Below are 24,591 nucleotides of genomic sequence, written 5' to 3' on the forward strand. Positions count from 1 at the left end.
CTTATTCGCCGCGGACGAAGGTGACCGGACACGGCGCGTTGAGCATGACCTCCTGTGCCGTGGACCCGAAGACCGCTTTCCCGGTCGGGGAGCGCTTGCGGCCACCGACGACGACGAGGTCCGCACCGGTCTCCTCGGCGAGGTCGACTATCTGTTCGCCGTGGTTCCCGACAGCGCCTCGAACGCTGGTGGTGATATCGGCGTCGCCGAGTCGCTTCTCCAGTTCCCGGACCGTCGTGTGCCGGTCGGCTACCTCGTCGACGTCGGCCTCTGCGGCGGAGGCGAACTCCAGTCGGTCGACGACGTTGTCGTACTCGTCCTCGGTGAACACGTGGCCGATGACGACTTCGGCCCCGGTCGGCCCGGCGATGTCGCCCACGGTCTCGGCGAGTTCGTCGATTCGGTCTTTGTCGTTCGGCCCGACTGCGAGGAGAATCTTCTGGATTGCCATAGCGAGTGTCCAAGTGGGACCACAGTAAAGGCTTCGGTGGATACAACAGGTGTTGTTACTGAGCTCCAACCGTCGACCGGGGTGACCGGGCGGGTTATCCGGTGTTCTTCATCCCGGCCGCGATACCTTGCACCGTCAGGCGAAGGGTGCGTTTCTCCGTCTCGGTCAGGTGCGACTGGGCGAGCAGGCGGACCTGCAGGAGGTTGAGCGGGTCGACGTAGGGGTTCCGGCGCTCGAGGTTCTGTTCGAGCCAGTCGCGGGCGAGGAGGCCGTCACGGTCGGTAATTTCGAGGACGAGGTCGACCGTCTCCTCGTACTCGGACTCGATGCGCGGGAAGATGCGCTCGCGCAGGTCGTCGTCGGCGAGGTCGGCGTACTGCTCGGCGATGTCCATCTCCGTCCGGGCGAGCGCGAGCGACGCGTTGTCTATCTTCGTGCGGAAGAACGGCCACTCCTCGTACATCTGCTGGAGCGTCTCGACGTCGCCACCCTCGTCCAGGTACGCGTTCAGCCCCGTCGCGATGGAGTACCAGCCGGGGATGATACAGCGCGCCTGCGTCCACGAGAACACCCACGGGATGGCCCGCAGGTCGTCGACGCTCCGGTCCTCGCTCCGGGAGGCCGGGCGCGACCCCATGTTGAGGTTCTCGATGACCGTAATCGGCGTCGCTTGCTCGAAGTAGTCGACGAAGCCGTCCGTCTCCAGCAGATCCTGATACTCGTCGCGAGCGGCGGGGGCGGCCGTCTCCATGGCCTCCATCCACTCGTCGGGAATCTCCTCGACGGGTTCGTGCATGGCGGTGTGACGGGCGCGAACCTGCGCGTTGAGCATCTGTTCGAGGTTCCGCTCCGCGATGTCGTGGTTGGCGTACTTCTCGGCGATGGCCTCGCCCTGCTCGGTGAACTTTATCTGGCCGGTCACTGTCTCGTTGGGCAGCGCCAGCATCGCGTCGTTCATCGGGCCGCCACCGCGGGAGATAGAGCCACCGCGGCCGTGGAACAGGCGCATTTCCACGTCGTAGTCGTCGGTTATCTCCGCCAGTCGCTTCTGGTTGTTGTACAGGGACCAGTTGGCGGCGAGGAACCCGTTCTCCTTGTTGGAGTCCGAGTAGCCGAGCATTATCTCCTGCACGCCGTTGCGGGCGTCCAGCGCCATCTGGTAGGCGTCGTTCTCGAACAGCGTCCCCATGATGCGACGGGCGCCGGAGAGCGCGTACTCCGATTCGAGTAGCGGAACGATGTCGAGGCCACAGTAGCCCGGCAGGTCGACGATACCGACCTGGTCGGCGAGGAAGAGGACCTCCAGCACGTGGCTGGACTCCTCACACCAGCTGATCGCGTAGGTGTCGATGGCGTCGACGCCGAACTCGTTCTGCCAGTCGGCCGTCTCGCGGAAGCGCCGGAGGACGCGGGTCGAGTCGTCCGAGAGGCCCTCGGTGTCTTCCATGTCGACGACGGTGCCCTCCTGCAGGATGGCCTCGGTGAGGAACTCCACGCGCTCGTCCTCGTCCATGCCGGCGTAGTCGATGCCCTGCCGGTCGACGGCCTCCGCGATGGCGTCGGTGTGCATCTTGCGGTGGTCCCGGAGGTCCAGACTGGCCAGCGAGAAGCCGAACGTGTCGACCTTCCGAATCAGGGGGTCGACCTGCGACTCGGCGATGACGCCGGCGTCGTTCTGGCGGAGGCTGTCGGCGATGGCCCGCAGGTCCTTCAGGAGCTCCTCGGGGCCGTCGTAACCGCCCTGTCGCACGTCGCTGACCCGCAGCACCGACTCGCGCATCAGTTTGAGCTTCTGGCGGTACGGCTCGTCGGGATAGCGCTCCTCGGCCTCGGTCGCGACGCCGGGCAGGCGGTCCTTGTGGTCGCTGAGTCGCTCGTCGAAGGTAGCGTCGGTCGAGATGTTCGACGCGTCCTGACTGAGGACGCCCGAGAGGGACTTCAGACGGTCGCGGTAGAGCGGGAGAATCGTGTCGCGCTGTCGTTCGAGCGTCTCTTCGGTGACCTCGGGCGTGACGAACGGGTTGCCGTCGCGGTCCGACCCGGCCCACGAGCGGAACTCGTACAGTCGCGGCACGTCGATGTCTTCGGCGTACTCCTCGTCGATAGCGCGTTCGAGTTCGTCGTACACCTCGTCGATGACGTCGAACAGGACGTTCTCCAGGTACCACTGGACGTTCAGCGCCTCGTCGGTGACCTCCGGGCGGCGGTCACGGACCTGTGGGGTCTGCCAGAGGCTGGTGACCTCGGCGTCGAGGTCGCGTTCGATGCGTGCCTCTTCGCGGTCGGTCAGGCGGACCTCGTCGAGCGCTTCGAGGTCGTTGGCGACCGAGCGGAGTTTGGCTTTGACCGTCTTCCGTCGGGCCTCGGTCGGGTGGGCCGTGAACGTCGGCTGGATGAGGACGTCGTCTAAGACGTCGGCGACTTCCTCGGCGTCGGCCCCCTGGTCCGAGAGCTTCTTGACGGCGTCGAGGACGCTGTCTTCGAGGACGCCTTCCTGACTCCCTTCTCGAATCTCGCGCACGCGCTGTCGCTCCTCTGCGAGGTTGATGAGTTCGAAGTAGGTCGTGAACGCGCGAGCGACGATGTCCTGCATCTCCGGGTTGAGACGGTCGAGCGTCTCGCCGACCTCCGTACGGGTCTCGGCGTCGCCACGCCGGTACTCGATTGAGGCATTACGGATTCGTTCGACTATCTCGAACGCCTCGGTCGACGATTGCGCCTCGAGGACGTCACCCAGGAGTTCGCCCAACTCACGGACGTCCTGGTTTATCTCTCTGGCGTGCAAAGTCATACCAGTCCCTCCCGAGTGGAGGCCTAAAACACTATTGAAACGGGGTGACACGGCACCGCCGTCCTCTGTGTTCGTTCGTGATAGAATCCCAGAACGTGTCCGTTCGACCCTTCTTTCCGACGTTCCGGTAGGAGAGCGTGCGTTTTATTCCCGCATCGTGCCGCCCGACTTCTATCACACACAAAGGAAGAATCGTTTATACGTGTGGGGAGTGGGATACGTGATAACGTGGCTAACACATGATAGATATCGCCATGGACATGGAGCAGTACGACTGCCCGTTCATCGACACGACGGCAGACCATGGTGTCGCCTTCGCGGCGGTCCACTGGGAGTTCGACAGTGCGAACCGCGAACTCGAGACGCGGATGGTCGTGGAAGCGGACGACAGAGACGTACTGGACGTCGGCCTCGACACGCTCCGGGACCACGGCAACATGAACGACGTCGCACTGCTCCGTCGGCAGGGTGAGGTGGCACAGATTCGGACGGTCATCGACGAGACGGCGGCGATGGCGACGATTCGGGACAACGGGGGGTACATCACCGGGCCGTTCCACATCGAGGCTGGTAGCGAGGTGTGGCACGTCGGCTTCGACAGGGGCCGAGACGCCGACGACACGCTCTCGGAACTCGACCGCGACAACGAGTTCGACGTCATCGAACGATCCGCCGAGAGCCTCCCCCGATTACAGGATGTGGTACAGAACGCGGGCGCGGCGATGACGCTCGTCGAGGGCTGTCGTGACCTCTCGGAGACGGAGCGCGAGACGCTGGAGGAAGCCGTCTCCTCGGGCTACTTCGAGAGCCCTCGGGACACGACGCTGGGGTCGCTGGCCGACGAGTTCGGCGTCTCCAAGCCGGCGGTGTCGAAGAACCTCCGGCGAGGGGAGCGCAAGATGATAGAGCGCGCCGTCGAGGCGCTCGACGACATCGACTCCTGAACGGCGCTCGGCGCCGTTAACATGTTAACGTCGGACACTATGGTCGTCGTTCGTGTAGGTATCCGTGTATGAGAGACCATGTGACACGGCGCCGTGTACTCGGGTCGCTCGGGGTCGGCATCGCCGGCCTCAGTGGCTGTGTGAGCGAAGACGGCGGCGACGGCGGCAGCGACGGTGGAAGCGACGGCGGCGACGGCAACTCCAACATGACAGACGACGGTACTGCGACGGGCGACGGGTCGGACAGTACGCAATCGGTCAGCATCGGGATGCTCCAGCCACTCTCGGGTGACCTCTCGTACTACGGCAAGCAGTCGCTCTGGGGGTTCCTCTCGGGACTCGCCTACAAGGCCGGCGAGGACCCACCCACCGACGTCAGTACGGGGCAACTGTCGATGACCGTCGGCGACGTAGAGTACACCATCTACGTCCGGGACTCGGAGTTCGCCGCCGATACGGCCCAGACGGCGGCGACGAACCTCGTCGAGAATCAGGACGTGGACCTGCTGGCCGGGTGTTCGTCGTCGGGGTCGGCGCGTCGGGTCATCAGTAACGTCGTCAACCAGGCCAGCGTCCCGATGATGGTCGGACCGGCCGCGTCGGCCGGCATCACGGCGAACACCGACACGTGTAGCGACCTCGTGTTCCGCGCGAGCGAGAACACGGCGATGGACGCTCGTTCGGGCGGGAAGTACGTCGCCAACGAGACGGACGTCTCAAAGGTGTACCTGTTCGGTGCCGACTACTCCTTCGGTCGTGCCGTCGTGAACAACTACCAGAACGTCCTCGAATCGGAAGGGGTCGACATCGTCGGCAAGCGGTTCGTCGAGAGCGGCTACGCCGAGTGGGAGGGCCTACTCGACAACGCCGAGGAGGCGGGCGCCGAGGGCGTCGTCGGCGGGTTCACCGTCGCGACGCTCCCGAGCATGTTCAACGCCTTCCTCTCGGGCGACTACTCCTACCGCGTCTTCGGCGGGTTCGCGACGCGTATCACCAACAGTGTCGTCGGCGGCACGATGCAGAGCGTGCTGGGGGAACCGCTGACGCAGCAGAAGATACAGAACTCCCAACTCGGTCCGTTCACGACCCGCTACCACTGGAACCAGTACGACAACGAGATAAACAACGCCTTCGTCGACAGTTACACCAGCGCCTACGGCGTCGTCCCCGACCTCTTCACGTCCGGGACGTTCACCGGTGCCTCGGCCATCCATCAGGCCATCACCGAGGGCGGGTCGACGGCCGGTGCCGACGTCGCCAGCGCCCTGAAAGGGATGACCGTCACCGACACGCCGAAAGGCGAGAACGGCTACACCTTCCAGGAGTACAACAATCAGGCCCGCTCGGCGATGACCGTCGCGAACCCCATCCCGACCACCGACGAGTGGGCCGATAGCTGGGGTGCGGCCATCATGCCCGGCCAGCCGCTCGCCCGCATCGACGGGAGCGAGGCGACGATTCCCGCGGACAGCGACCAGATGGGTTGCTCGCTGTAACATGCTCCGCACGCGGGGACTGACCAAGGAGTTCGGCGGCCTCGTCGCCGTCGACGACGTCGACTTCGAACTCGGCTCGGAACTGTGTTCGCTCATCGGCCCCAACGGCGCCGGTAAGACCACGTTCTTCAACCTCTTGACGGGGGTGCTCGAACCGACGACGGGGACCGTCGAACTCCGTCGTGGCGACACGTGGGCGGACATCACCGACGCCTCGCCCCACGAGACGGCCCAGCGGGGCATCCACCGGTCGTATCAGGTGACGAACGTCTTCCCGAACTCCACGGTGCTAGAGAACGTGCGTATCGCCGAGCAAGCGGCCGGCGACGACTCGACGGCGCTCTGGCGCAACGTCGACCACTTCGAGGCCTACACCGAGCGAGCGTACGCGAAACTCGACCGCGTCGGGTTGTCCGACCGGGTCGACGAACCGGCGAGTACGCTGAGCCACGGCGCGAAGCGGAAACTGGAGGTGGCCGTCGCGCTGGCCGGCGACCCGTCGGTCCTCCTGCTGGACGAACCGAACGCCGGCGTCTCCTCCGAGAGCGTCGACGAGGTCCGTGACCTCATCGAGGACGTGGCCGAGGACCACGCGGTCCTGCTGGTCGAACACAACATGGACATCGTGATGGACGTCTCCGAACGCGTCGTCGTCCTCCACCAGGGCGCCGTCATCGCCGACGGCCCCCCCGAAGCGGTCCGGGCCGACCCGGAGGTACAGTCGGCGTATCTCGGCGGCTACGAACCGGGGAGCCTCGACGACGGGGCCGAGACGGACGACCAGGAGGGCGGTGTCGCGTGAGTCTCCTCGAACTCGACGGGGTCCACGCCTACTACGGCGACAGCCACATCCTGGAGGGCGTCGACCTCTCGGTCGAGGCCGGCGAAGTCGTCGCGCTCGTCGGCCGTAACGGCGTTGGCAAGACGACGACGCTGCGCTCCATTCTCCAGTTGACGCCGCCCAGAGCCGGCGAGGTTCGCTTCAGAGAGGAGTCGCTGGTCGGCCTCGAAACCCACGAGGTCGCCCAGCGCGGCGTCGGGTGGATTCCAGAGGACCGCCGTATCTTCTCGCAGTTGACCGTCGAGGAGAACCTCCGCGCGGCGATTCCCGACGCCGACGGCGTCTCGTCGGGGCTGTCGCTCGCGTTCGACGCCTTCCCTATTCTCGAGGAGCGACGGGGACAGGACGCCGGGACGCTATCAGGCGGCCAACAGCAGATGCTCGCCATCGCCCGCGGCCTCGTCGGCGAGAACGACCTGCTCTTAGTGGACGAACCGAGCGAGGGCCTCGCCCCGCAAATCGTCGCCGACGTGGCCGAGGCGCTGTCGGCCGCCAGCGAGGACGCGACGATGCTCCTCGTCGAGCAGAACCTCCCGCTGGCGCTGGACCTCGCAGACCGGTTCTACATCGTCGACAACGGCCGCGTGGTCGACGACGGCGACGCCGACGCGGTCAGTGCCGACGACGAGCGGTTCAGGAGGTATCTCTCGGCATGATAGTCGAAGCACTCGCGGACTTCCTCACGCTCTCGGAACTCGGGCGTGTCGTCGTGCAGGGCCTCGCGAAGTCAGCCCTGTACGTGATGATAGCGAGCGGGTTGACCCTCATCTTCGGCCTGATGGGCGTGCTGAACTTCGCCCACGGGTCGCTGACGATGGTCGGCGCGTACCTCGGTGGCCTCGTCATGGTCCTCACCGTGAGTCAGTCGACGGGGGTGGTCGGCCGACTCGGCCTCTTCTTCGTCGCCATCGTCGTCGTCTTCGGCGCGCTGACCATACTGGGCGGGGCCATCGAGACGACGGTCATCCGGCCGCTGTACGACCGCCCGCCCATCTACCAGATTCTCCTGACGTTCGGGCTCACCCTCGTCGTCGACGAAATCGTCCGCATCGTCCTCGGGCTGTACGGGATGCAACCGCTCTCGGACTGGCAGGCGGCGCTGGCGACGAAACCGCAGTTGCTCCGCGAACCGGCGGCGCTCGGTCCCGTCGAGGTGCGCTGGCTATCGGTCTTCGAGATTCTGCTCGGCGTGCTCACCGTCGCCGCCATCTGGGCGTTCCTCACGCGCACGCGGTACGGACTGTACATCCGTGCCGGCAGCGAGGACTCGGAGATGGCGTCGGCGCTGGGCATCGACGTCCGACAGGTGTTCACCGTCGTCTTCGCGCTGGGTATCGGACTGGCCGGGGCGGCGGGCACGCTCCTGATGTGGGACGTGGCGTGGGGTGCGAGCGTCCCCCTCGCCGCCGAGACGCTGTTGCCGGCGTTCATCGTCGTCATCGTCGGCGGCCTCGGCACCTTCCGTGGCACCGTCGTCGCCTCGCTCGTCGTCGGGATGACCGATTCGACGATGACGTGGTGGTTCCAGAACTACATCAGGTTCACCGGCCTGCCGGAACTGACCCTGTTCCTCGTCCTCGTGGTGACGCTCGTCGTGCGACCACAGGGGCTGTTCGGCGTCGAGGAGGTGGGTGGCCATTAGCACAGACACCGATACCCAGTCCGCCGCCGTGACTGGGCTCGACTGGCCGACCGAGTACCTCCGTGCCCACCTGCCACACCTCGCCCTCGTCGGCCTGCTGGCGCTATACCCCTCCATCTACCACCTGCTGGCGGAGTCGCTGAGCCTCTACGAGGCCGAAATCCTCCTGCCCGGCGTCGAGACGATGACGGCCGTGCTGTACTTCGGCCTGTTCGCGATGTCGTTCGACTTCGTCAGCGGCTACACCGGCTACCTCTCCTTCGGCCACGCGGCGTTCTACGGTACCGGCGCGTACACGGTCATCCTCGTGGCGAACGGGGCCGTGCCGCTGCTCGGCCCGGGGACGCCGTTCGTCGTGTCGCTCCTGGTCGCCGGCGTGCTCGCGGTCCTCCTGGCACTCGTCGTCGGCCTCGTCTCGTTCCGTCTCTCGGGCGTCTACTTCGCGATGATTACGCTGGGCTTCGCGCAGGTGCTGTACGTGTTCATCCGCGGGTGGGACTACGTGGCGTCGAACCCCCGGGACGGCCCGTCGGTCGGGCCGACCCACCCCGAGGGGTTCCAAATCGGCGTCCCCGGCGTCGACCAGTTGAACGTCGCCATCGGCGTCCTCGCCGGCGAGGAGGTGACCGTACTGGGGCACACGCTCTCGGGCACCGCCGTCTCCTACTACGCCATCGGCGCGGTGGTGCTGCTCTGTTACTTCGCCATGCAACGCATCATCCACTCGCCGTTCGGCCGCGTGATGGTCGCTATCCGCGAGAACGAGGAGCGCGCCGTCGCCATCGGCTACGACACCTACCGCTACAAACTCGCGGCGTTCGCCGTCAGCGGTTTCTTCGCCGCCATCGCCGGCGGCCTGTTCGCCGGGTTCCGCCGCTCTGCCAGCCCGGAGAACTCCTTCTACTTCCTGACGACCGGCGACGCCCTGCTGGCGAGCATCATCGGCGGGTTCGGGACGCTGGCCGGCCCGCTGTTCGGTCGTCTGTTCGACGAGACGGTCCGGGAGTTCCTCTCGAAGTCCGGGCAGGGCGGCGGCCTCCTTCCCTACCTCCGGGCCGGCCTCGGCGAGGAGACGCTAGCGACCCCCGTCGTCGGCGACACGAGCCTCGGTGTGCTCATCGACACGCTCCTCAACGGCCACGCGAGCCTGTACGTCGGCATCGTGTTCGTCCTGTTCGTCCTCTACGTCCCCGACGGACTGCTCGGGACCGTCCGTCAGCGCGTCGGCGGGACGTTGGCCGAGGTGTCGGCCGCCCGGTTCCGCGACGCGGCCAGCGAGAGCGAGACCTCAGACGACGCGACCGGGGGTGACGAGCAGTGACCGTCCACGTCACGGGCATGGGTACCTACGTCCCCGACGTGGTGCTCACGGGTGCGGACGTCGCCTCTCGGACCGGCATCCCCGAAGACGTGGTCGTCGAGAAGATGGGCGTCAGGCAGAAACACGTCTGTCCCCCGGACGAGGACCACCCCGCGGAGATGTGCGTCGCCGCCGCCGAGGAGGCACTCGAAGGCGCGGCCATAGACCCCGCCGACCTCGACGCTGTCCGGTACCACGGCAGCGAGTTCAAGGACTACGTCGTCTGGAACGCCGCCGCGGCCGTCGCCAACACACTCGGCGCGGACCGGGCCTCGGCCACCGAGAGCTACGCCCTCTGTGCCGGTCTGCCCGTCGCTCTACGGGAGGCCCGGGCACTGCTCGACGCCGACGCCGGGATGGACCGCATCCTCCTCGTCGCCGCCAGCCGCGAGGAAGACCTCGTCGACTACGACGACCCCGACACGTCGTTCATGTTCAACTTCGGGAGCGGTGCCACGGCGCTGGTGCTGGAAGCGGACACATCCGACCGCGCGCTCGCTCGCGTCCGAGAGAGTGCCTCGCTGACGGACGGGAGTTTCAGCGAGGACGTGGTGATGCCGGCCGGTGGGACCCGTAGACCACCGAGCGAGGACTCGGTCGCGAAGGGCGACCACGCGCTCCGCGTTCCGGACCACGAACGGATGAAACGCCGCCTCGGCGACGTGAGTCTGCCGAACTTCAGGCAGGTGGCCGACGAGGCGCTCGGCCGCTCGGGGTACGACCGCGCCGACGTCGACTTCGCCGCCATCACCCACATGAAGCGGTCCTTCCACGAGACGCTGTGCGAGGACTTCGGACTCGGCCCGGACGACCACCTGTATCTCGACCAGTACGGCCACGTCCAGAGCTGTGACCAAGCGCTGGCCCTCGACGAGGTCCGTGGCGACCTCACCGCCGGCGACGTCGTCCTCTGTCTCGCCGCCGGGACCGGGTACACGTGGGCGGCGTCGGTACTGGAGTGGTGTGACTGACGACGTTCACATGGTAACGTCCCCCTTGAAAGGGGTTCCATGACTATCCAAACGTATGCCAGACGCGTACAACGACGGGGTCCGCCTCGCCTACGAGCGGGCGGGGCCCCTCGACGCCGAGACGGTGGTGTTCGTCGAGGGACTGGGCTACGGCCGGTGGATGTGGCGCTGGACCCGCCGTGCCGTCGTCGACGACTACGACACGATTCTGTGGGACAACCGCGGCACCGGTGCGTCCAGCGAACCCGAAGGGCCTTACACCGTCGAACAGATGGCAAGCGACCTCGCGGCAGTGCTGGACGACGCCGGCGTCGACGCGGCACACGTCGTCGGGGCGAGCATGGGCGGGATGATAGCCCAGCAGTTCGCGCTGGACGACGACCGGGCCGAGTCGCTCACGCTCCTGTGTACGTCGCCGGGCGGTCCTGACGCCGTCCCGGTGCCCGAGGAGACCCAAGAGCGGATGTACGACGTTCCCGAGGAGTACGACGACCGGGAGGCGATTCGCCACAAGATGGCCCCCGCCCTGACGGACGCGTTCGTCGACGAGAACCCGGACCTCGTGGCGCGAATCGTCGACTGGCGACTCGACAGCGACGCCAGCGACCGGGCCAGAGAGTGGCAGGGCGCGGCCGTGGCCGAGTTCGACCTCTCGGACCGACTGGACGAGATACGGGTGCCGGCGCTGGTTCTCCACGGGACCGCCGACCGGGTCGTCCCCGTCGAGAACGGCGAACTGCTGGCAGAGCGACTGCCCGACGCGGAGTTCCACCGCCTCGACGGCGCACCGCACCTCCTCTTTCTCGAACGCGCCGAGACGGTGAACGACTACCTGACGGAGTTCCTCGACGATGTCTGAGTTCGCCAGCGGCCCGCAGGACTGGGTGGGTGCGTGGAGCGAGAAGCGCGCCGCCCTGACACCGGACCGCGACGGCCTCGTCGACGCGACGACTGGCGAGCGGTACACGTACGCCGACCTCGACCGGCGGGCCAACCGGACGGCGAGACTCCTCCGCGAGTACGGCGTCGAAGACGGCGGCCGCGTCGCCGTCGTCTCGCGGAACCGCCCCGAAGTCGTCGACCTGTTCTTCGCGACGGGGAAGACCGGCGGCGTCCTCGCGCCGCTCTCACACCGCCTCGCACCGCCGGAGTTGGGCGAACTGCTCGCACGCGTCGACCCGGGACTGCTCGTCGTCGAGACGCCGTTCCTCGGCGACGTACGGGAGGCGACGGCCGAGGCTGAGGGCCTCGAAACGGCGGTGCTCGCCGTCGAGGCAGGGGACGACGATTCAGTTGCCGAGAGCAGTCAGACCTACGCCGACGAACTCCCGGCGGACGACTCGTCGGTCGAGACGGCGACGCTCTCGCCGGAGGACCCGCACCTCCTGCTCCACACCGGCGGGTCGACGGGCACGCCGAAGGAGACGGTCGTCACCCACCGGGGCGTCGTCTGGAACTCGCTGAACACCATCACGGCGTGGGGCCTGCGCGACGACGACGTGACGCCGATGGTGTTCCCGATGTTCCACACCGGCGGGTGGAACGTCGTCACGGTCCCCCTCTGGCACATGGGCGGCACCGTGGTCGTCGCCCGCGAGTTCGACCCCGGCGAGTTGCTCCGCGTGATAGACGACGAGGGCGGGTCCGTGCTGGTGGCGGTGCCGGCCGTTCTGCGGATGATGACCGACCACGAGGACTGGGACGAGACGGACCTCTCGACGCTGCGGTTCGTCAAGTCCGGCGGCGGCCCTTGCCGCCAGTCGGTGATGGAGACGTGGTGGGACCGGGGCGTCGACCTCTCGCAGGGGTACGGCCTCACCGAGTGTGGTCCCAACAACTTCGCGATGCCCGAGGGGTGGCCCCGCGAGAAGGCCGACGCCGTCGGGACGCCGGCGATGCACGTAGACGCCAGAATCGTCGAGGGCGGAGAACCGGTCGAACCGGGCGATATCGGCGAACTCCAGTTGCGCTCGCCCCACGCCGCCGACGGCTACCTCGACAATCCCGAGGAGACCGAGGCGACGTTCGGGTCCGGGTGGGTCGCGACCGGTGACCTCGCTCGCGTCGACGAGGACGGCTACTACTACGTCGAGGGTCGGAAGAAGGACATGTTCGTCAGCGGCGGCGAGAACGTCTACCCGGCGGAGGTAGAGGACGCTATCGCCGACCACGACGCCGTCGCCGAGTGCGTGGTCGTCCCCGTCCCCGACGACCAGTGGGGACAGGTCGGGAAGGCCGTCGTCGAACTGACCGCGGGTGCGGAGGCGTTCTCGCTGGACGCCCTGCGTTCGTTCCTCGACGGCCGTCTCGCCCGGTTCAAGCACCCCCAGCACCTCGCGTTCGTCGACGAGATGCCGACGAGCGGTCCCGAGAAGATAGACCGGCAGGCCGTCACCGAACGGTTCGGCGAGTGACGAGACGCCACCTAGTTACACCGGTGCAACCGGGTGACAGCGGTTACGCCAAACGCTGATACCGACTCCCGTCGAAGTGTACGGTAGCCATGACGACAGTATCCAGCGTTCTCGTGACAGGTGCGACGGGGAATCAGGGCGGGGCCGTCGTAGACCACCTTCTCGCGTCGGACGACGACTTCGACGTGTACGGACTGACCAGAGACGCGACCAGTGAGACGGCACAGTCACTCGCCGACCGTGGCGTCACGATGGTGGAGGGTGACCTCTACGACCCGGAGAGCTTCCGGGACCACGTCGCGGCCGTCGACGCCGTCTTCGCGGTGACCAACTTCTGGACGGAAGGGTACGACAGACAGGTCGAACAGGGCCAGAACCTAGCCGACGTGGCCGCCGAAGAGGGCGTCGACCAGTTCGTGTTCAGCGGCGTCGGCGGCCACGAGCGAGACACGGGCATCCCGCACTTCGACTCGGCGTGGGAGATAGAACAGTACGCACGGGACCTCGACCTCCCGATGACGGTCCTCCAGCCGGTGTTCTTCTACCAGAACCTCGAGGGCTTCGTCGAGAGTATCGTCGAGGACGGCACGCTCGCCTTCCCGCTGGCCGAGGGCGTCTCGCTACAGATGGTCGACGTGGCCGACGTCGGGCACGCCGCCGCCGTCGCCTTCGAGCGACCCGACGAGTTCGTCGGCGAGCGGTACGAACTGGCCGGTGACGAGAAGACGCTCTCGGAGACGGCCGCCATCATCTCCGAGGTGTCGGGACAGGAGGTCGAACCGTATCACGTCCCCATCGAGGACGCCTACGACGACTTCGGCGAGGAGTTCACCGTGATGTGTGAGTGGTTCAACGAGGTCGGATACGACGCCGACATCGAGGCACTCGAGTCGACGTTCGGGTTCGAGTTCACCGACCTCGAGAGTTACCTGCGGGCCCACGGCTGGGAGGACAAGACGGAGATGGCGTCGGTCCCCGGCTGGGTCAAGGCGTTCTCGTAAGTTCGGCTGTCCGCTGACCGGCGAACGGGGGTCACTCCGGCCGTTCGACGCCGGTGACCTCGAACCGAGCGCCGCCGGCGTCGCTCTCGGAGATGTGGACGTCCCAGCCGTGGGCGTCGACGATTCGACCCACGATGGCGAGTCCGAAGCCGGTCCCGTCGGGGCTGTTCGAGTACCCACTCTCGAAGACGGCCTCGCGCTCGGACGGTGGCACGCCCGACCCGTCGTCCTCGACGTAGAACCCCGATCCGTCCGGTAAGGGGCCGATACGGATGGTCACTGGCTCACCGTCAGTGCCGGCCTCGTCGTCGTCCGAGTGGCCGTGACCCCCGCCGTCGACCGACTGCGATCGACTGCTCGTGGAGGCGTGCTCGACGCTGTTCCGTACGAGGTTCTCGAGCAGTTGCTTGAACCGACTCTCGTCGGCGTAGATACGGCCGGTCGCTTCGGTCTGGAGCGAGGCCGTCCCGGTGGCGACGTTCTGCCAGCAGTCGGCGACGACGCTGTCGACGTCGACCGGTTCCATCCCGTCGATGCTCTCGCCTTCGCGGGCCAGCGTGAGGAGTTCCTCGATGAGTTGGTCCATCCGGTCGAGCGCCCGTTCGGCACGCTCGAGGTGGCCCGTCTCACCAGTGTCTCGGGCCAGCTCGAGCGAGCCTTCGAGGACGCTGAGCGGGTTCCGCAGGTCGTGGCTGACCACGCTCGCGAACTCCTCTAGCCGCTCGTTCTGCCGCGTGAGTTCCACCTCGCGCTCGCGAAGCAGGGACTCGCGCTCGACCCGCTGGAGCGCGACGGTGAACGTCGAGGTCAGGATGTCGAGTAGCGTTCTGTCCGTCTCGTCGAAGGCGTCGGCCGCCTTGGCAGAGACGATGAACACGCCGTGGTCGGCGACCGGATACACGATGGCGCTCCCGGCCGGCGTGTGTCCCGCCAACCGGTCGTGGTCGGCCGTGTCCTCGATACAGAGCGGCTCCGACCGCTCGAACACCTCCCAGATTACCGACGCCACGGGGTCCTCGCTGTCACGCTCGTACTCCGGCAACGTCTCGAACGCGGACTCCATCCCCCCGTTCTCAGTGAGCAGTCGCAGTCGCTGTCCGTCCTCACTGAGCGCGTGATAGCCGCTTATCTCGGCCTCGATGACCTCCTGAGCCGTGTCGACGGCGACCTGTGCGCTGTCCTCGACGGTCTGTGTCGTCATCAGCGTGCGCGTTCGCTGCTGGACCAACTCGAGTTTCCGGCGGTGTTCTTTCCGCTCGGTTACGTCCCGGACGACGCAGATGAGTCCGCCGTCGTCGAGTCGCGTCAGCGACACCTCCTGCGGGAACGTCTCGCCGTCTGCCCGTACCCCGGTAGCCCCACCCAGCCACTCGCCCCGCGCTTCGAGTTCGGGGAACACCTCGCGTTTGAACCGGTCGATTTCGCTCTCCGCGTAGCACATTCGCCAGCTCTCGCCGACGAACGCGTCCGGGTCGTCGTAGCCGTACACCTCTGCGTGGGCCTGATTGACGAAGACGTACTCGTCGTTCTCGTCCAGTATCGCCATGCCGTCGGTCGCCGAAGCGATGGCCGCCGAACGGGCTTCGAGTTGTTGCTGGCGCGCCTCGCGGCCGGAGATGTCCCGGCTACTCACGACGAACTGCTCCTCGCCGTCGATACAGATACGCCGGATGTGGACTTCCACGGGGACCGTCGAGCCGTCGCGCCGCCGGAACACCGTCTCCAGTTCGTGGCGGTCACCGTTCCCGAGGCTCTCCCAGAACCGCCGCGCCGCCTCCGGTTCGATGTTCGGGTCGACCTCCCAGACGGCCATCCCGACCAGTTCCGACTTCTCGTAGTCCAGGGCTTCGCAGAGTGCCGGGTTCGCGTCGATTATCCGCCCGTCGCCGTCGTGGACGTTTATCATGTCCGGGGAGTTCTCGAACAGGCTTTCGAGACGCGTACTCGTCCGTCTGAGTGCCGCCTCCGCGTCACGCGCCTGCATCGCGTGTGCGACGTCGTCGCCGAGTTCCGCCAGCAGGGACCGTTCGGACTCGTCGAAGACCCTCGGCCGGTCGGCGTACACCACGAGGAGACCGTACCAGTCCCCGTCGTACGAGAGTGGGACGGCCGCCGCGGCGCGGAACCCGTGCGCCAGTGCCTGTTCGCGCCACGGTTCGAACGACGGGTCCTCACTGACGTTCTGCGAGACCACGATCTCGCCCGTCCTGAACGCTCGGCCGGCCGGTCCCTGTCCGGTCGCCGTCTCGTCGGCGCTGATAGTCACGTCGTCCAGATACGAGCTCTCGCCGCCCGCCCAGTTGGTCGGTTCGATGGACGCCGAGGCCGAATCGTACCGGCCGACCCAGGCGAACGTGTACGGCTCCGCGTCGCTGAGCAACTCACAGACGCGGCGCTCTATCGCCGCCCGTGAGTCGGCCCGAACCAGCGCCTGATTGACCTCGCGCACCACGCTGTCGACGCGCTCTTGCGCTGCCGCCTGTCGAACGACGCGATACTGCTCGACGGCGCTCCGAATCCGTGCTGCGAGTACACCGTACTGTTCGGTGTCGTCTCGTCCGGGCAGGTAGGCCGTCGCGCCCCGTGCCACCGCCTCGCTCGCCACCCGGTCGGACCCCTCGGCGGCGAACAGGACGAACGGCAGGTCCGGATACTCCGCGCGGACGGCGTCGAGGAGGGCCAGTCCGTCACGGTCGGTCAGTTCGAACGCCGAGACGACACAGTCGACACTGCTCCCGTCCAGCACACTCAGTGCGTCGGACGTGCTGGTGGCCGTCCGGACGGAGAACCGGTCGTCCATCCGTTCGAGTCGGTCGCCCGTCGACTCTGCGGCCCCCCGGTCGTCCACGCAGAGGACGGTGACCTCGTCTACCATGCCCGATAATCCATTTGTACCGACAAGTAACTTCCGTCACATTATGAAACGTGATAATCCGTCGTAACGACAGTAGCCCTAGCGGTGGTCCTGTCCTCCGCTCCACGGGCCTCGAAAAGTCGGTCCGGGACGGCGCTTCACCGGAACGGTGGACGGGTGCTGTCGTCCTCTCCCTCGCCGAACGGCGCTGAACGTTCCTCGGCGAGTCCGGCGCGTCGCCTCACTCCTCGTCGAACAGCGTGTCGCCCTCGACCATGTGTTCCTCGACGGCGTCCATGTCGAGGGTGAGGCCGAGACCCGGTTCTTCCGGAATCTCGATGTAGCCGTCCTCGATGACGTCCTCCTCGACGAGGTCCTCCCACCAGCCGAGTTCGTAGGAGTGGTACTCGACGGCCAGCGAGTTCGGCACGGCGGCCCCGACGTGGGCGCTCGCCATCGTCGCGATGGGCGAGGAGACGTTGTGCATCGCCACCGGGATGTAGTACTGGTTGGCGACGTCTGCGACCTTCCGTGTCTCGCGCATGCCACCGACCTTCGGCATGTCGGGCGCTATCATGTCGACCGCCTGATTCTCGATGAGGCGGCGCTCCTCGGTCACGCGGTAGCGGTTCTCGCCCACCGTGATGGGCGTCGTCGTGGACTTCGTGACCTCCTCCTGCACTTCGAGGTTCTCCGGCGGGACGGGGTCCTCGAGCCACCAGACGTCGTACTCCTCGATGGCGTCGGCGAGGCGCTTGCCGGAGCCACCGGAGAACGTCCAGTGGCAGTCGAACGCCACGTCGGCGCGGTCCTTCACGCGCTCGGTGACCTTCTCGACGATTTCGGCCTTGTGTCGAATCTCGCCCGGACGGAGGTGCCGGTTCGCGCGGTCCTTCTCCAGTCCGCTCGGCACGTCGAGGTCGAACTTCAGGGCGTCGTAGCCCAGTTCCTCGACGACGCGCTCTGCCTCGTCGGCGCAGGCTTCGGCGTCGGCCTCCTCCTCCGTGTGGCAGTCACAGTAGACGCGCATCTCGTCGCGGTACTTGCCGCCGAGGAGCTGGTAGGCCGGGACCTCCAGAATCTTACCCGCGAGGTCGTGGAGTGCGACCTCGATGCCTGCGATAGCGGTGACGGTGACGCCTTCGACGGAGCCCTCGCCGGACATCTTCTGGATGAGGTGCTCGTAGAGGCGGTCGATGTCCAGCGGGTTCTCGCCCACCACGAACGGCTTCATTCGCTCGATGAGTTCCGGCACACCGGCCCCCCAGTAGGCCTCACCGGTCCCCACGATACCGGCGTCGGTGTAGATGCGGACGAGCGTCCACGGGAAGTTCCCGTCGACCATCGTCGTCTGGACGTCGGTAATCTCGACGTCGCGGCCACCACCGCGCTTCGCCGTGACGCCCATCGTCTCGGACGAGAGCTCTCGCATCGTGTACTCAGCGTTGGGGTCGTGCAGGTCAGCGTAGTCTACGTCGTTCGCCAATCCCATGGAGGTGGCTTGCTAGCCCCGTTACAAAAGTGTAGAGGAATCGACTCGGCCTACGCCGACCGGTCCAGCGCGGCGACGACGTCGTCGGCCACGGCCTCGGAGTCCCACGAGGAGACGAACGTCGACATGGCTGTCTTCAGTTCGATGAGTTGGTCCGGTCGGACACCCAGCCCGTGGGTTATCGACAGCGGTTGGCTCGCCGACTGCTGGAACGCGCTCTGTTGTTCCTGCAGGAACGGCGTGAACGCGGACGTGTCGACGTCGGTCCGGGGCGGGATGGACCCCTTCTTCTGGTTGAACCGCCGCTGACCGTCCGCAGAGCCGACGTACGAGAGGAACGTCGAGACGGCCTCCGAGTCGTCGGTCACGCTCGCGGCGATGACCGCGTCCATGTTCATCGCGTAGAGCCCGTCGGTACCGGGGAACGGCACGTGGTCCCAGTCGGTCCCGTAGTCGAACTCCGGGGACTCGGTGTAGGCGCCTGCCGCCCAGTCGCCCTGATGGAAGAAGACGGACTCGCCGTCGACGAACCGCTCGTTGGCGTCGGTCAGCGACGTGTAGAGTCTGTCCTCCGTGGCCACCTCGGCGTACTGCCCGACGATGTCGAGCGCGTCGACGATGGCCCGGCGGTGGGCCGCCGCGGCGTCGTCCGTGACGCGCCTGTACGTGTCGTGGCCGTGTTCGCCCAGTAGCACCGTCTCCCACATCTGGAGGACCGTCCACGGGTTCTTCATCGGGAACAGCATCCCCGTCTGGTCGGTCTCGGCGTCGATACGCTGGAGTTCCTCGGCGAACGCCCGCGGACTGTCGATAGCGGCGGGGTCGACGCCCAGCGCCTCCGCCTGCTCGACGTCGTAGAAGAGGTTGTTGATGCGGTGGATGTTGAGCGGTACAGCGCGATAGACCCCGTCGAACTTCGCGGCGTTCCGTGGCCCGTCGAGATAGTACCGCTCCATGTCGGTGTCCTCCCAGACGGACGTGACGTCGCCGAGTACGGCGGCGTCGTCGTACGGTTGGAGGTTCTTCCCCGGCCACTCTATCCAGACGTCCGGCGGACTCTCCTTGAGGATGCGGCTCTTGACCTCGAGGCTCAGGTTCTCGTCGGCGACGTCCCGCATCGAAACCTCCGGGTGTCGCTGGCCGAAGCCGTCGAGCAACGCGTCTAACGCCGCGCCGCCGTCGCCACCGACCAACCGGTGTAGCAACTCCCCACTCTCGCCCCCACCCACAGAGGTAGACCGTGACATGTCGTGCAGTCGCTATCGAGTCGTTATGAAATTTCCCCGCCCGTTCTCAGTCGTGATTTTCCGGGCATGACGATTTATATCCCCCCTCTCAAATGGGCCCGTATGGTTGACTGGCAACAACGAGGCGTGGGACTGGCCGTGGTGGGACAGTTCGGCCACGCGATATTTCAGGGGCTCGTGTTCGGGTTCGCGCCCGGGGGACTGGTACCGGTTCTCTCGGTCGTGGGGTTCGTCGTCGCTGCTACGGCGGCGGTCTACTCTGTTCGGCGCGTACGCGCCCGACACGACCGTCTCGCGACCGAGCGGGACGCACTGGAACGCGACCGCGACCGTCTCGAAGACGAACTGGGGCGGACACGGCTGACGCGGGACGAACTCGTCGCCGACCTCGCCGCGGCGCGGGCCGAACTCCGCGACCGGGGGCCGAACTCGGTAGACACACAGCAGGCGACTCTGGCCGACGGTGGCGTCACCGAGACGAGCGGCGTGACCGTCGACGACCTGAACGGGTATCTGGACGCCTGCTGTCGGACGCTCGACGTCGCCAGCGAGGGAGACCTGCGGCAACGGATGGACGCCGAGACGCCCTCGGCCTCGCTCAACCAACTCGCGACGGAGTTCAACGAGATGGCCGACGCCTTCGAACAGACCATCGACACGGCGAGCGAGTTCTCCGACGACGTCGCCGAATCCTCCGAGCAAGTCTCGGCCGCGACGGACGCGGTCAAAGAGGCCGCCGAGAGCGTCGCCGGGACGGTGCAGGAGATCGCGGACGTGTTCCACGAACAGCACCAGCAGATATCGACCATCAGCGAGGAGATGTCCGATATGTCCGCGACTATCGAGGAGATAGCCGCGTCCTCGAACGAGGTCACCGAGATGGCAAAGAAGACGGAGAAACGGACCGTCGACGGCATCGAGGCGGGCCGCGAGGCCCACGAGACGATGGCGACGACGGTGGACCAGACCGACGACGTCGTCGAGACGGTCCAGACGCTCGACGACCAGATGGAGGAGGTCGGGGAGATCGTCGACCTCATCGACGACATCGCCGAGCAGACGAACATCCTCGCGCTGAACGCCTCTATCGAGGCGGCACACGCATCGTCGGGGGCAGAGAACAACGGCTTCGGCGTCGTGGCCGACGAGGTCAAGTCACTCGCCGAGGAGACGAAAGACGCGACGAACCAGATAGAGAACCGAATCGCGGACATCCAGAACCAGACCGAGGACGCCGTCGAAGAGATAACCGAGATGCAGACCTCCGTCGAGGAGGGACAGGAAGCCGTCGACGAGGGGCTGGAGGCGCTCGAATCCATCATGGAACACGTCCAGGAGACCAGTTCCGGCGTCAAGGAGATTAGCAACGCCACCGACGACCAGGCGGCCACCTCCGAGGAAGTCGCCTCCATCGCCGACGACGTAGCGAAGACGTCCCAGCAGAACGTCGAAGAGGCCGAACACGTCGCCGCTATCGCCGAGGAACAGACCCTCGCGCTCGGCGAGATGTACGTCAACGTCCGCATGCTCACCATGCGCGCGCAGCAACTCAGCACGCTGTTCGACCGCTACGAGACCGCGGACTGACGTCCCCGAATTTTTATCGCAACACCTGTTGTAAATCGCCGTATGCAAATCGGTGTGCTGACTGTCCCGCTCGGCGGCCAATCGCTCGAGGACGCGCTGTCGTATCTGGACGGCATCGGCGTCGACGCCGTGGAGTTGGGCTGTGGCGGCTATCCGGGCGACGACCACCTCCCGCGCGAGGAGTATCTGGACGACGATGCGGCACAGGCCGCGCTCCACGACTTGTTGGACGAGTACGGGATGGAGGTGAGCGCGCTGGCGACCCACAACAACCCGCTCCACCCCGACGAGGAGCGAGCGAGCGAGGCGGACACGGAACTCCGCGAGGCCATCACGTTGGCCGACCAACTCGGCGTCGACGCGGTCACCTGTTTCTCCGGGCTCCCGGCCGGCGGGCCCAACGACGAAGTCCCGAATTGGGTGACCGCGCCGTGGCCCAGCGAACACGCCGACGCCCACGACTACCAGTGGGACGTCGCCGTCGAGTACTGGGCCGATCTCGCCGACCACGCCGCCGCCCACGACGTCGACGTCGCCATCGAGATGCACCCGAACATGCTCGTCTACGAGCCACACGGGCTGTTGAAACTCCGCGAGGCCACGAACGGCCGCATCGGCGCGAACTTCGACCCCTCGCACCTCTACTGGCAGGGCATCGACGTGACCGCGGCCATCCGCCTGCTGGGCGACCACGACGCCATCCACCACTTCCACGCCAAAGACACCAAAGTCTACGAGGAGAACGCTCGGGAGAAGGGCGTCCTCGACACGACCGGATATACGGAGGAAGCGGACCGCTCGTGGCTGTTCCGCTCCATCGGTTACGGCCACGGCGAACAGCACTGGAAGGACGTCGTCTCCACGCTGCGGATGGTCGGCTACGACGGCGCCCTCTCTATCGAACACGAGGACTCGCTCACCAGCGCCCGCGAGGGACTGGAGAAGGCCGTCGACGTCCTCGACCGCACCGTCTTCGAAACCCAACCCGGCGACGCCTACTGGGCCGAATAACCACACCACACGATGACCACAGAACCACTCGACATCGGCGTACTGGGGTATCGCTCCACGGCCACCTTTTTCCGCCTCGGGTCGCCTGCGGCGACCACTCGGCGCAAAAACGTGGGCGAAAAAGGCCGCTCGCTCACGCTGTTCGCTCGCGGCACGGGAGAGACGAGCGCATGACCACGGAACCACTCGACATCGGCGTACTGGGGTATCGCTTCATGGGGAAGGCACACGCGAACGCGTTCGCTCGCCTCCCGATGTTCTTCGAGGACGCACCCGAGCTCAACCGGGACGTGTTGGTCGGGCGCGACGAAGACGCGCTGGCAGACGCCGCCGACAGACTCGGGTTCGCGCGGACGGCGACCGACTGGCGCGACGTGGTAGACGACGTGGACGTGTTCTACAACCTCGGGCCGAACCACATCCACGCCGAGCCGTCCATCGCGGCGCTGGAAGCCGGCACCCCGGTCTTCTGCGAAAAACCACTGGCGCCGACGCTGGAGACGGCCGAACAGATGGCCGAAGCCGCCGCCGACGCGGCAGTGCCGGCGGGCATCGCGTTCAACTACCGGTTCATCCCGGCCATCCAGTACGCGAAGAACCTCATCGACGCCGGGGAGTTGGGAGAGATTCGCCACTTCCGCGGGCGGTACTTACAGGACTGGCTGACCGACCCGGCGGCGCCGTGGTCGTGGCGCAACGACGCGGAGATGGCCGGGAGCGGCGCGCTCGGGGATCTGGGTGCGCACACGGTCGACCTCGCGCGGTTCCTCGTCGGGGACATCGCGGAACTGAGCGGCCACCTGCGGACGTTCGTCGACGAGCGACCGATCGAAGACGGAAGCGCGACACGGCCGGTTACGGTCGACGACGCGTACTCGGCACAGGTCGCCTTCGAGAACGGCGTGATGGGAACCTTGGAGGCCTCGCGGTTCGCCAACGGCCACAAGAACGACCACACGATAGAGATAGAGGGGACGAAGGGAAGCCTGCGGTTCTCGCTGGAGAGACTGAACGAACTGGAACTGCTACGCGAGGACGGGCGGGGCTTCGAGACGATACTGATGACAGAGGCCGAGGACCCGTACGTCGAGCACTGGTGGCCGCCGGGCCACGTCATCGGGTGGGAACACACGTTCGTCCACGAGAACTACGAGTTCCTCTCGGCCGTCGCCGACGACGCCGCCTACGAACCCAGTTTCGCCGACGGACTGGCCGTCCAGCGGGTACTGGACGCCGTCGAACGGAGCGATGCCAGCGGCGAGTGGGTCGACGTGACCTGATTCCGTCACGCCGGGCTACGGGGCCGGGCCGACGGTCCGCTCCCGAGTGGCCCCCCCATTTTTACTCTCCGCCCTCGGTTTGAGCGGTATGTCCGAGCACTCACGTCTCGACGCGTATCTGGCCGACGAAGGACTCGACGCCGTGTGGTTCGCGCGACCGAACAGTTTCGCGTGGCTCACCGGCGGCGACAACGTCGTCGACAGGGCGGGCGACGTCGGCGTCGCGGCCGCGGGGTACGACGGCGACGGCGTGACCGTCGTCACGGACAACATCGAGGCGCCGCGACTGCGCGACGAGGAACTCGACGCGGCCGTCGACGTCGAGACGTTCCAGTGGTACGAGGGTGGCCTCGCCGACGCCGTGCAGTCGGTGAGTCCGGCGCCCGCGGCCGCCGACTTCGACGTGCCGGGGTTCGAGCGGGTCGACGCGTCGGCGCTCCGACAACCCCTGACCGACGCGCAGGTCGACCTGTACCGCGACCTGAGCGAGGACACCGCCGCTGTCGTCGAGTCCGTCGCTCGCGACGTTGAAGCGACCGACACGGAACGGGCCGTCGCCGCCGAGTTGCGCGGCGAACTCTCGGCCCGGAACGTCGATTCGCCGGTCGCCCTCGTCGGCGGCGGTGAGCGCGCTCAGCGGTACCGCCACTACACGCCGAAAGACGAGGAACTCGGGTCGTACGCGCTCCTCTCCGTGACGGCCGAGCGCGACGGCCTGCACACGAGTTGTACCCGGGCCGTGGCGTTCGACCCGCCGGCGTGGCTCGAAGACCGGACGCAGGCGGCGATGCGCGTCGAGACGACGGCACTGGCCGCGACACGGGCCGTCGGGTCGGTCGGTGGCACGGCAGGCGACGTGTTCGAGGCCGTCCAGACGGCCTACGACGCCGTCGGGTGGGACGGCGAGTGGCGCAACCACCACCAGGGCGGCGCCACCGGGTTCGCCGGCCGCGAGTGGATAGCGACGCCGGACAGCGAGGCCCCGGTGGTCCTGCCGCAAGCCTACGCGTGGAACCCGACGGTACAGGGAGCGAAGAGCGAAGACACGCACCTCGTCAGTAGCGACGGCGTCGAGACGCTCTCGACTACCGGTGACTGGCCGACGGTCACCGTCGAGGCAACGGCGTACGACCTCGAACTCGAACGGCACGCCGTCCTCGAACGGTAATCGGCAAGGTGCCCTCTGTGCGCGGTAGAGAGCGATTCGAG

20 protein-coding genes are annotated in these 24,591 nt (G+C 66.8%); 15 read left to right on the plus strand and 5 right to left on the minus strand.

Annotated features, from left to right (window positions below):
• Position 1: 1 nt before the first annotated feature.
• Together EGH21_RS09340 and ppc are read right to left on the minus strand one after the other, a co-directional pair.
• On the minus strand, positions 2 to 451 hold the full coding sequence (locus EGH21_RS09340) for a universal stress protein (protein WP_220618209.1): 450 nt from the start codon (positions 449 to 451) through the stop codon (positions 2 to 4).
• A 94-nt stretch (positions 452 to 545) separates the two neighbouring features.
• Positions 546 to 3,242: a phosphoenolpyruvate carboxylase gene (ppc, locus tag EGH21_RS09345; RefSeq protein WP_220618210.1), complete on the minus strand. Its 2,697-nt coding sequence runs from the start codon at positions 3,240 to 3,242 to the stop codon at positions 546 to 548.
• A 239-nt stretch (positions 3,243 to 3,481) separates the two neighbouring features.
• Here ppc and EGH21_RS09350 point away from each other — a divergent pair, with 239 nt between their 5' ends.
• The 10 genes from EGH21_RS09350 (at position 3,482) to EGH21_RS09395 (ending at position 13,911) form a co-directional block, all read left to right on the plus strand.
• Positions 3,482 to 4,186 carry a helix-turn-helix domain-containing protein gene (locus tag EGH21_RS09350; RefSeq protein WP_220618211.1) on the plus strand — a complete coding sequence of 235 codons (705 nt, stop codon included), beginning with the start codon at positions 3,482 to 3,484 and terminating at the stop codon, positions 4,184 to 4,186.
• Positions 4,187 to 4,254: 68 nt separating this feature from the next.
• Positions 4,255 to 5,682 (plus strand): ABC transporter substrate-binding protein, encoded by a 1,428-nt coding sequence (locus tag EGH21_RS09355; RefSeq protein WP_220618212.1) that lies wholly within the window; start codon positions 4,255 to 4,257, stop codon positions 5,680 to 5,682.
• A gap of 1 nt (position 5,683) precedes the next feature.
• Positions 5,684 to 6,484 carry an ABC transporter ATP-binding protein gene (locus EGH21_RS09360; protein WP_220618213.1) on the plus strand — a complete coding sequence of 267 codons (801 nt, stop codon included), beginning with the start codon at positions 5,684 to 5,686 and terminating at the stop codon, positions 6,482 to 6,484.
• Positions 6,481 to 7,179 (plus strand): ABC transporter ATP-binding protein, encoded by a 699-nt coding sequence (locus EGH21_RS09365; RefSeq protein WP_220618214.1) that lies wholly within the window; start codon positions 6,481 to 6,483, stop codon positions 7,177 to 7,179. Before EGH21_RS09360 ends, EGH21_RS09365 begins: the two co-directional genes overlap by 4 nt.
• A complete protein-coding gene (locus EGH21_RS09370) occupies positions 7,176 to 8,165 on the plus strand; it encodes a branched-chain amino acid ABC transporter permease (RefSeq protein ID WP_220618215.1) in 990 nt (329 codons plus the stop codon). The genes EGH21_RS09365 and EGH21_RS09370 overlap by 4 nt, the downstream gene beginning before the upstream one ends.
• Positions 8,166 to 8,349: 184 nt before the next feature.
• Positions 8,350 to 9,486, plus strand: coding sequence for a branched-chain amino acid ABC transporter permease (locus tag EGH21_RS09375; RefSeq protein ID WP_220618646.1), 1,137 nt, complete (start codon positions 8,350 to 8,352; stop codon positions 9,484 to 9,486).
• Complete coding sequence (locus EGH21_RS09380; protein ID WP_220618216.1) at positions 9,483 to 10,496, plus strand: 3-oxoacyl-ACP synthase; 1,014 nt, start codon at positions 9,483 to 9,485, stop codon at positions 10,494 to 10,496. Before EGH21_RS09375 ends, EGH21_RS09380 begins: the two co-directional genes overlap by 4 nt.
• 55 nt (positions 10,497 to 10,551) lie before the next feature.
• Entirely contained in the window at positions 10,552 to 11,355 is an 804-nt protein-coding gene (locus EGH21_RS09385) for an alpha/beta fold hydrolase (RefSeq protein ID WP_220618217.1), read from the plus strand.
• On the plus strand, positions 11,348 to 12,910 hold the full coding sequence (locus EGH21_RS09390) for an AMP-binding protein (RefSeq protein ID WP_220618218.1): 1,563 nt from the start codon (positions 11,348 to 11,350) through the stop codon (positions 12,908 to 12,910). The genes EGH21_RS09385 and EGH21_RS09390 overlap by 8 nt, the downstream gene beginning before the upstream one ends.
• Positions 12,911 to 12,999: 89 nt before the next feature.
• A complete protein-coding gene (locus EGH21_RS09395) occupies positions 13,000 to 13,911 on the plus strand; it encodes an NmrA/HSCARG family protein (protein ID WP_220618219.1) in 912 nt (303 codons plus the stop codon).
• Positions 13,912 to 13,942: 31 nt separating this feature from the next.
• Here the strand turns inward: EGH21_RS09395 and EGH21_RS09400 are convergent, their stop codons facing one another.
• The 3 genes from EGH21_RS09400 to EGH21_RS09410 form a co-directional block, all read right to left on the minus strand.
• Positions 13,943 to 16,786 (minus strand): PAS domain S-box protein, encoded by a 2,844-nt coding sequence (locus EGH21_RS09400; protein ID WP_220618220.1) that lies wholly within the window; start codon positions 16,784 to 16,786, stop codon positions 13,943 to 13,945.
• Positions 16,787 to 17,006: 220 nt separating this feature from the next.
• Positions 17,007 to 18,257 carry a mandelate racemase/muconate lactonizing enzyme family protein gene (locus EGH21_RS09405; RefSeq protein WP_220618221.1) on the minus strand — a complete coding sequence of 417 codons (1,251 nt, stop codon included), beginning with the start codon at positions 18,255 to 18,257 and terminating at the stop codon, positions 17,007 to 17,009.
• 50 nt (positions 18,258 to 18,307) lie between these two features.
• Positions 18,308 to 19,504 (minus strand): ABC transporter substrate-binding protein, encoded by a 1,197-nt coding sequence (locus tag EGH21_RS09410; protein ID WP_220618222.1) that lies wholly within the window; start codon positions 19,502 to 19,504, stop codon positions 18,308 to 18,310.
• 102 nt (positions 19,505 to 19,606) lie between these two features.
• Between EGH21_RS09410 and EGH21_RS09415 the strand changes: the two genes are divergently transcribed.
• The 5 genes from EGH21_RS09415 to EGH21_RS09435 all read left to right on the plus strand — a co-directional run bounded on the left by EGH21_RS09415 (position 19,607) and on the right by EGH21_RS09435 (position 24,550).
• A complete protein-coding gene (locus EGH21_RS09415) occupies positions 19,607 to 21,091 on the plus strand; it encodes a methyl-accepting chemotaxis protein (RefSeq protein WP_220618223.1) in 1,485 nt (494 codons plus the stop codon).
• 42 nt (positions 21,092 to 21,133) lie between these two features.
• Entirely contained in the window at positions 21,134 to 22,102 is a 969-nt protein-coding gene (locus EGH21_RS09420) for a sugar phosphate isomerase/epimerase family protein (protein WP_220618224.1), read from the plus strand.
• Between the two features lie 12 nt (positions 22,103 to 22,114).
• The gene (locus EGH21_RS09425; RefSeq protein WP_220618225.1) at positions 22,115 to 22,276 is read left to right on the plus strand and encodes a hypothetical protein; all 162 of its coding nucleotides are present in this window, start codon (positions 22,115 to 22,117) and stop codon (positions 22,274 to 22,276) included.
• On the plus strand, positions 22,273 to 23,382 hold the full coding sequence (locus EGH21_RS09430; protein WP_220618226.1) for a Gfo/Idh/MocA family protein: 1,110 nt from the start codon (positions 22,273 to 22,275) through the stop codon (positions 23,380 to 23,382). The genes EGH21_RS09425 and EGH21_RS09430 overlap by 4 nt, the downstream gene beginning before the upstream one ends.
• An 88-nt stretch (positions 23,383 to 23,470) precedes the next feature.
• Positions 23,471 to 24,550, plus strand: a complete 1,080-nt coding sequence (locus EGH21_RS09435; RefSeq protein ID WP_220618227.1) for a M24 family metallopeptidase — start codon at positions 23,471 to 23,473, stop codon at positions 24,548 to 24,550.
• Positions 24,551 to 24,591 lie beyond the last annotated feature (41 nt).

It is taken from the genome of Haloarcula rubra (assembly GCF_019599465.1).
Taxonomy (GTDB): domain Archaea; phylum Halobacteriota; class Halobacteria; order Halobacteriales; family Haloarculaceae; genus Haloarcula; species Haloarcula rubra.

What these genes read in the sequence shown, in the direction of transcription:
- EGH21_RS09425 (WP_220618225.1), top strand. Translation starts at nt 22,115, where the DNA reads ATGACCACAGAACCACTCGACATCGGCGTACTGGGGTATCGCTCCACG.
- ppc (WP_220618210.1), bottom strand. Translation starts at nt 3,242, where the DNA reads ATGACTTTGCACGCCAGAGAGATAAACCAGGACGTCCGTGAGTTGGGC.
- EGH21_RS09420 (WP_220618224.1), top strand. Translation starts at nt 21,134, where the DNA reads ATGCAAATCGGTGTGCTGACTGTCCCGCTCGGCGGCCAATCGCTCGAG.
- EGH21_RS09390 (WP_220618218.1), top strand. Translation starts at nt 11,348, where the DNA reads ATGTCTGAGTTCGCCAGCGGCCCGCAGGACTGGGTGGGTGCGTGGAGC.
- EGH21_RS09405 (WP_220618221.1), bottom strand. Translation starts at nt 18,257, where the DNA reads ATGGGATTGGCGAACGACGTAGACTACGCTGACCTGCACGACCCCAAC.
- EGH21_RS09395 (WP_220618219.1), top strand. Translation starts at nt 13,000, where the DNA reads ATGACGACAGTATCCAGCGTTCTCGTGACAGGTGCGACGGGGAATCAG.
- EGH21_RS09350 (WP_220618211.1), top strand. Translation starts at nt 3,482, where the DNA reads ATGATAGATATCGCCATGGACATGGAGCAGTACGACTGCCCGTTCATC.
- EGH21_RS09370 (WP_220618215.1), top strand. Translation starts at nt 7,176, where the DNA reads ATGATAGTCGAAGCACTCGCGGACTTCCTCACGCTCTCGGAACTCGGG.
- EGH21_RS09435 (WP_220618227.1), top strand. Translation starts at nt 23,471, where the DNA reads ATGTCCGAGCACTCACGTCTCGACGCGTATCTGGCCGACGAAGGACTC.
- EGH21_RS09360 (WP_220618213.1), top strand. Translation starts at nt 5,684, where the DNA reads ATGCTCCGCACGCGGGGACTGACCAAGGAGTTCGGCGGCCTCGTCGCC.
- EGH21_RS09340 (WP_220618209.1), bottom strand. Translation starts at nt 451, where the DNA reads ATGGCAATCCAGAAGATTCTCCTCGCAGTCGGGCCGAACGACAAAGAC.
- EGH21_RS09385 (WP_220618217.1), top strand. Translation starts at nt 10,552, where the DNA reads ATGCCAGACGCGTACAACGACGGGGTCCGCCTCGCCTACGAGCGGGCG.
- EGH21_RS09410 (WP_220618222.1), bottom strand. Translation starts at nt 19,504, where the DNA reads ATGTCACGGTCTACCTCTGTGGGTGGGGGCGAGAGTGGGGAGTTGCTA.
- EGH21_RS09400 (WP_220618220.1), bottom strand. Translation starts at nt 16,786, where the DNA reads ATGGTAGACGAGGTCACCGTCCTCTGCGTGGACGACCGGGGGGCCGCA.
- EGH21_RS09355 (WP_220618212.1), top strand. Translation starts at nt 4,255, where the DNA reads ATGAGAGACCATGTGACACGGCGCCGTGTACTCGGGTCGCTCGGGGTC.
- EGH21_RS09415 (WP_220618223.1), top strand. Translation starts at nt 19,607, where the DNA reads ATGGTTGACTGGCAACAACGAGGCGTGGGACTGGCCGTGGTGGGACAG.
- EGH21_RS09430 (WP_220618226.1), top strand. Translation starts at nt 22,273, where the DNA reads ATGACCACGGAACCACTCGACATCGGCGTACTGGGGTATCGCTTCATG.
- EGH21_RS09375 (WP_220618646.1), top strand. Translation starts at nt 8,350, where the DNA reads ATGACGGCCGTGCTGTACTTCGGCCTGTTCGCGATGTCGTTCGACTTC.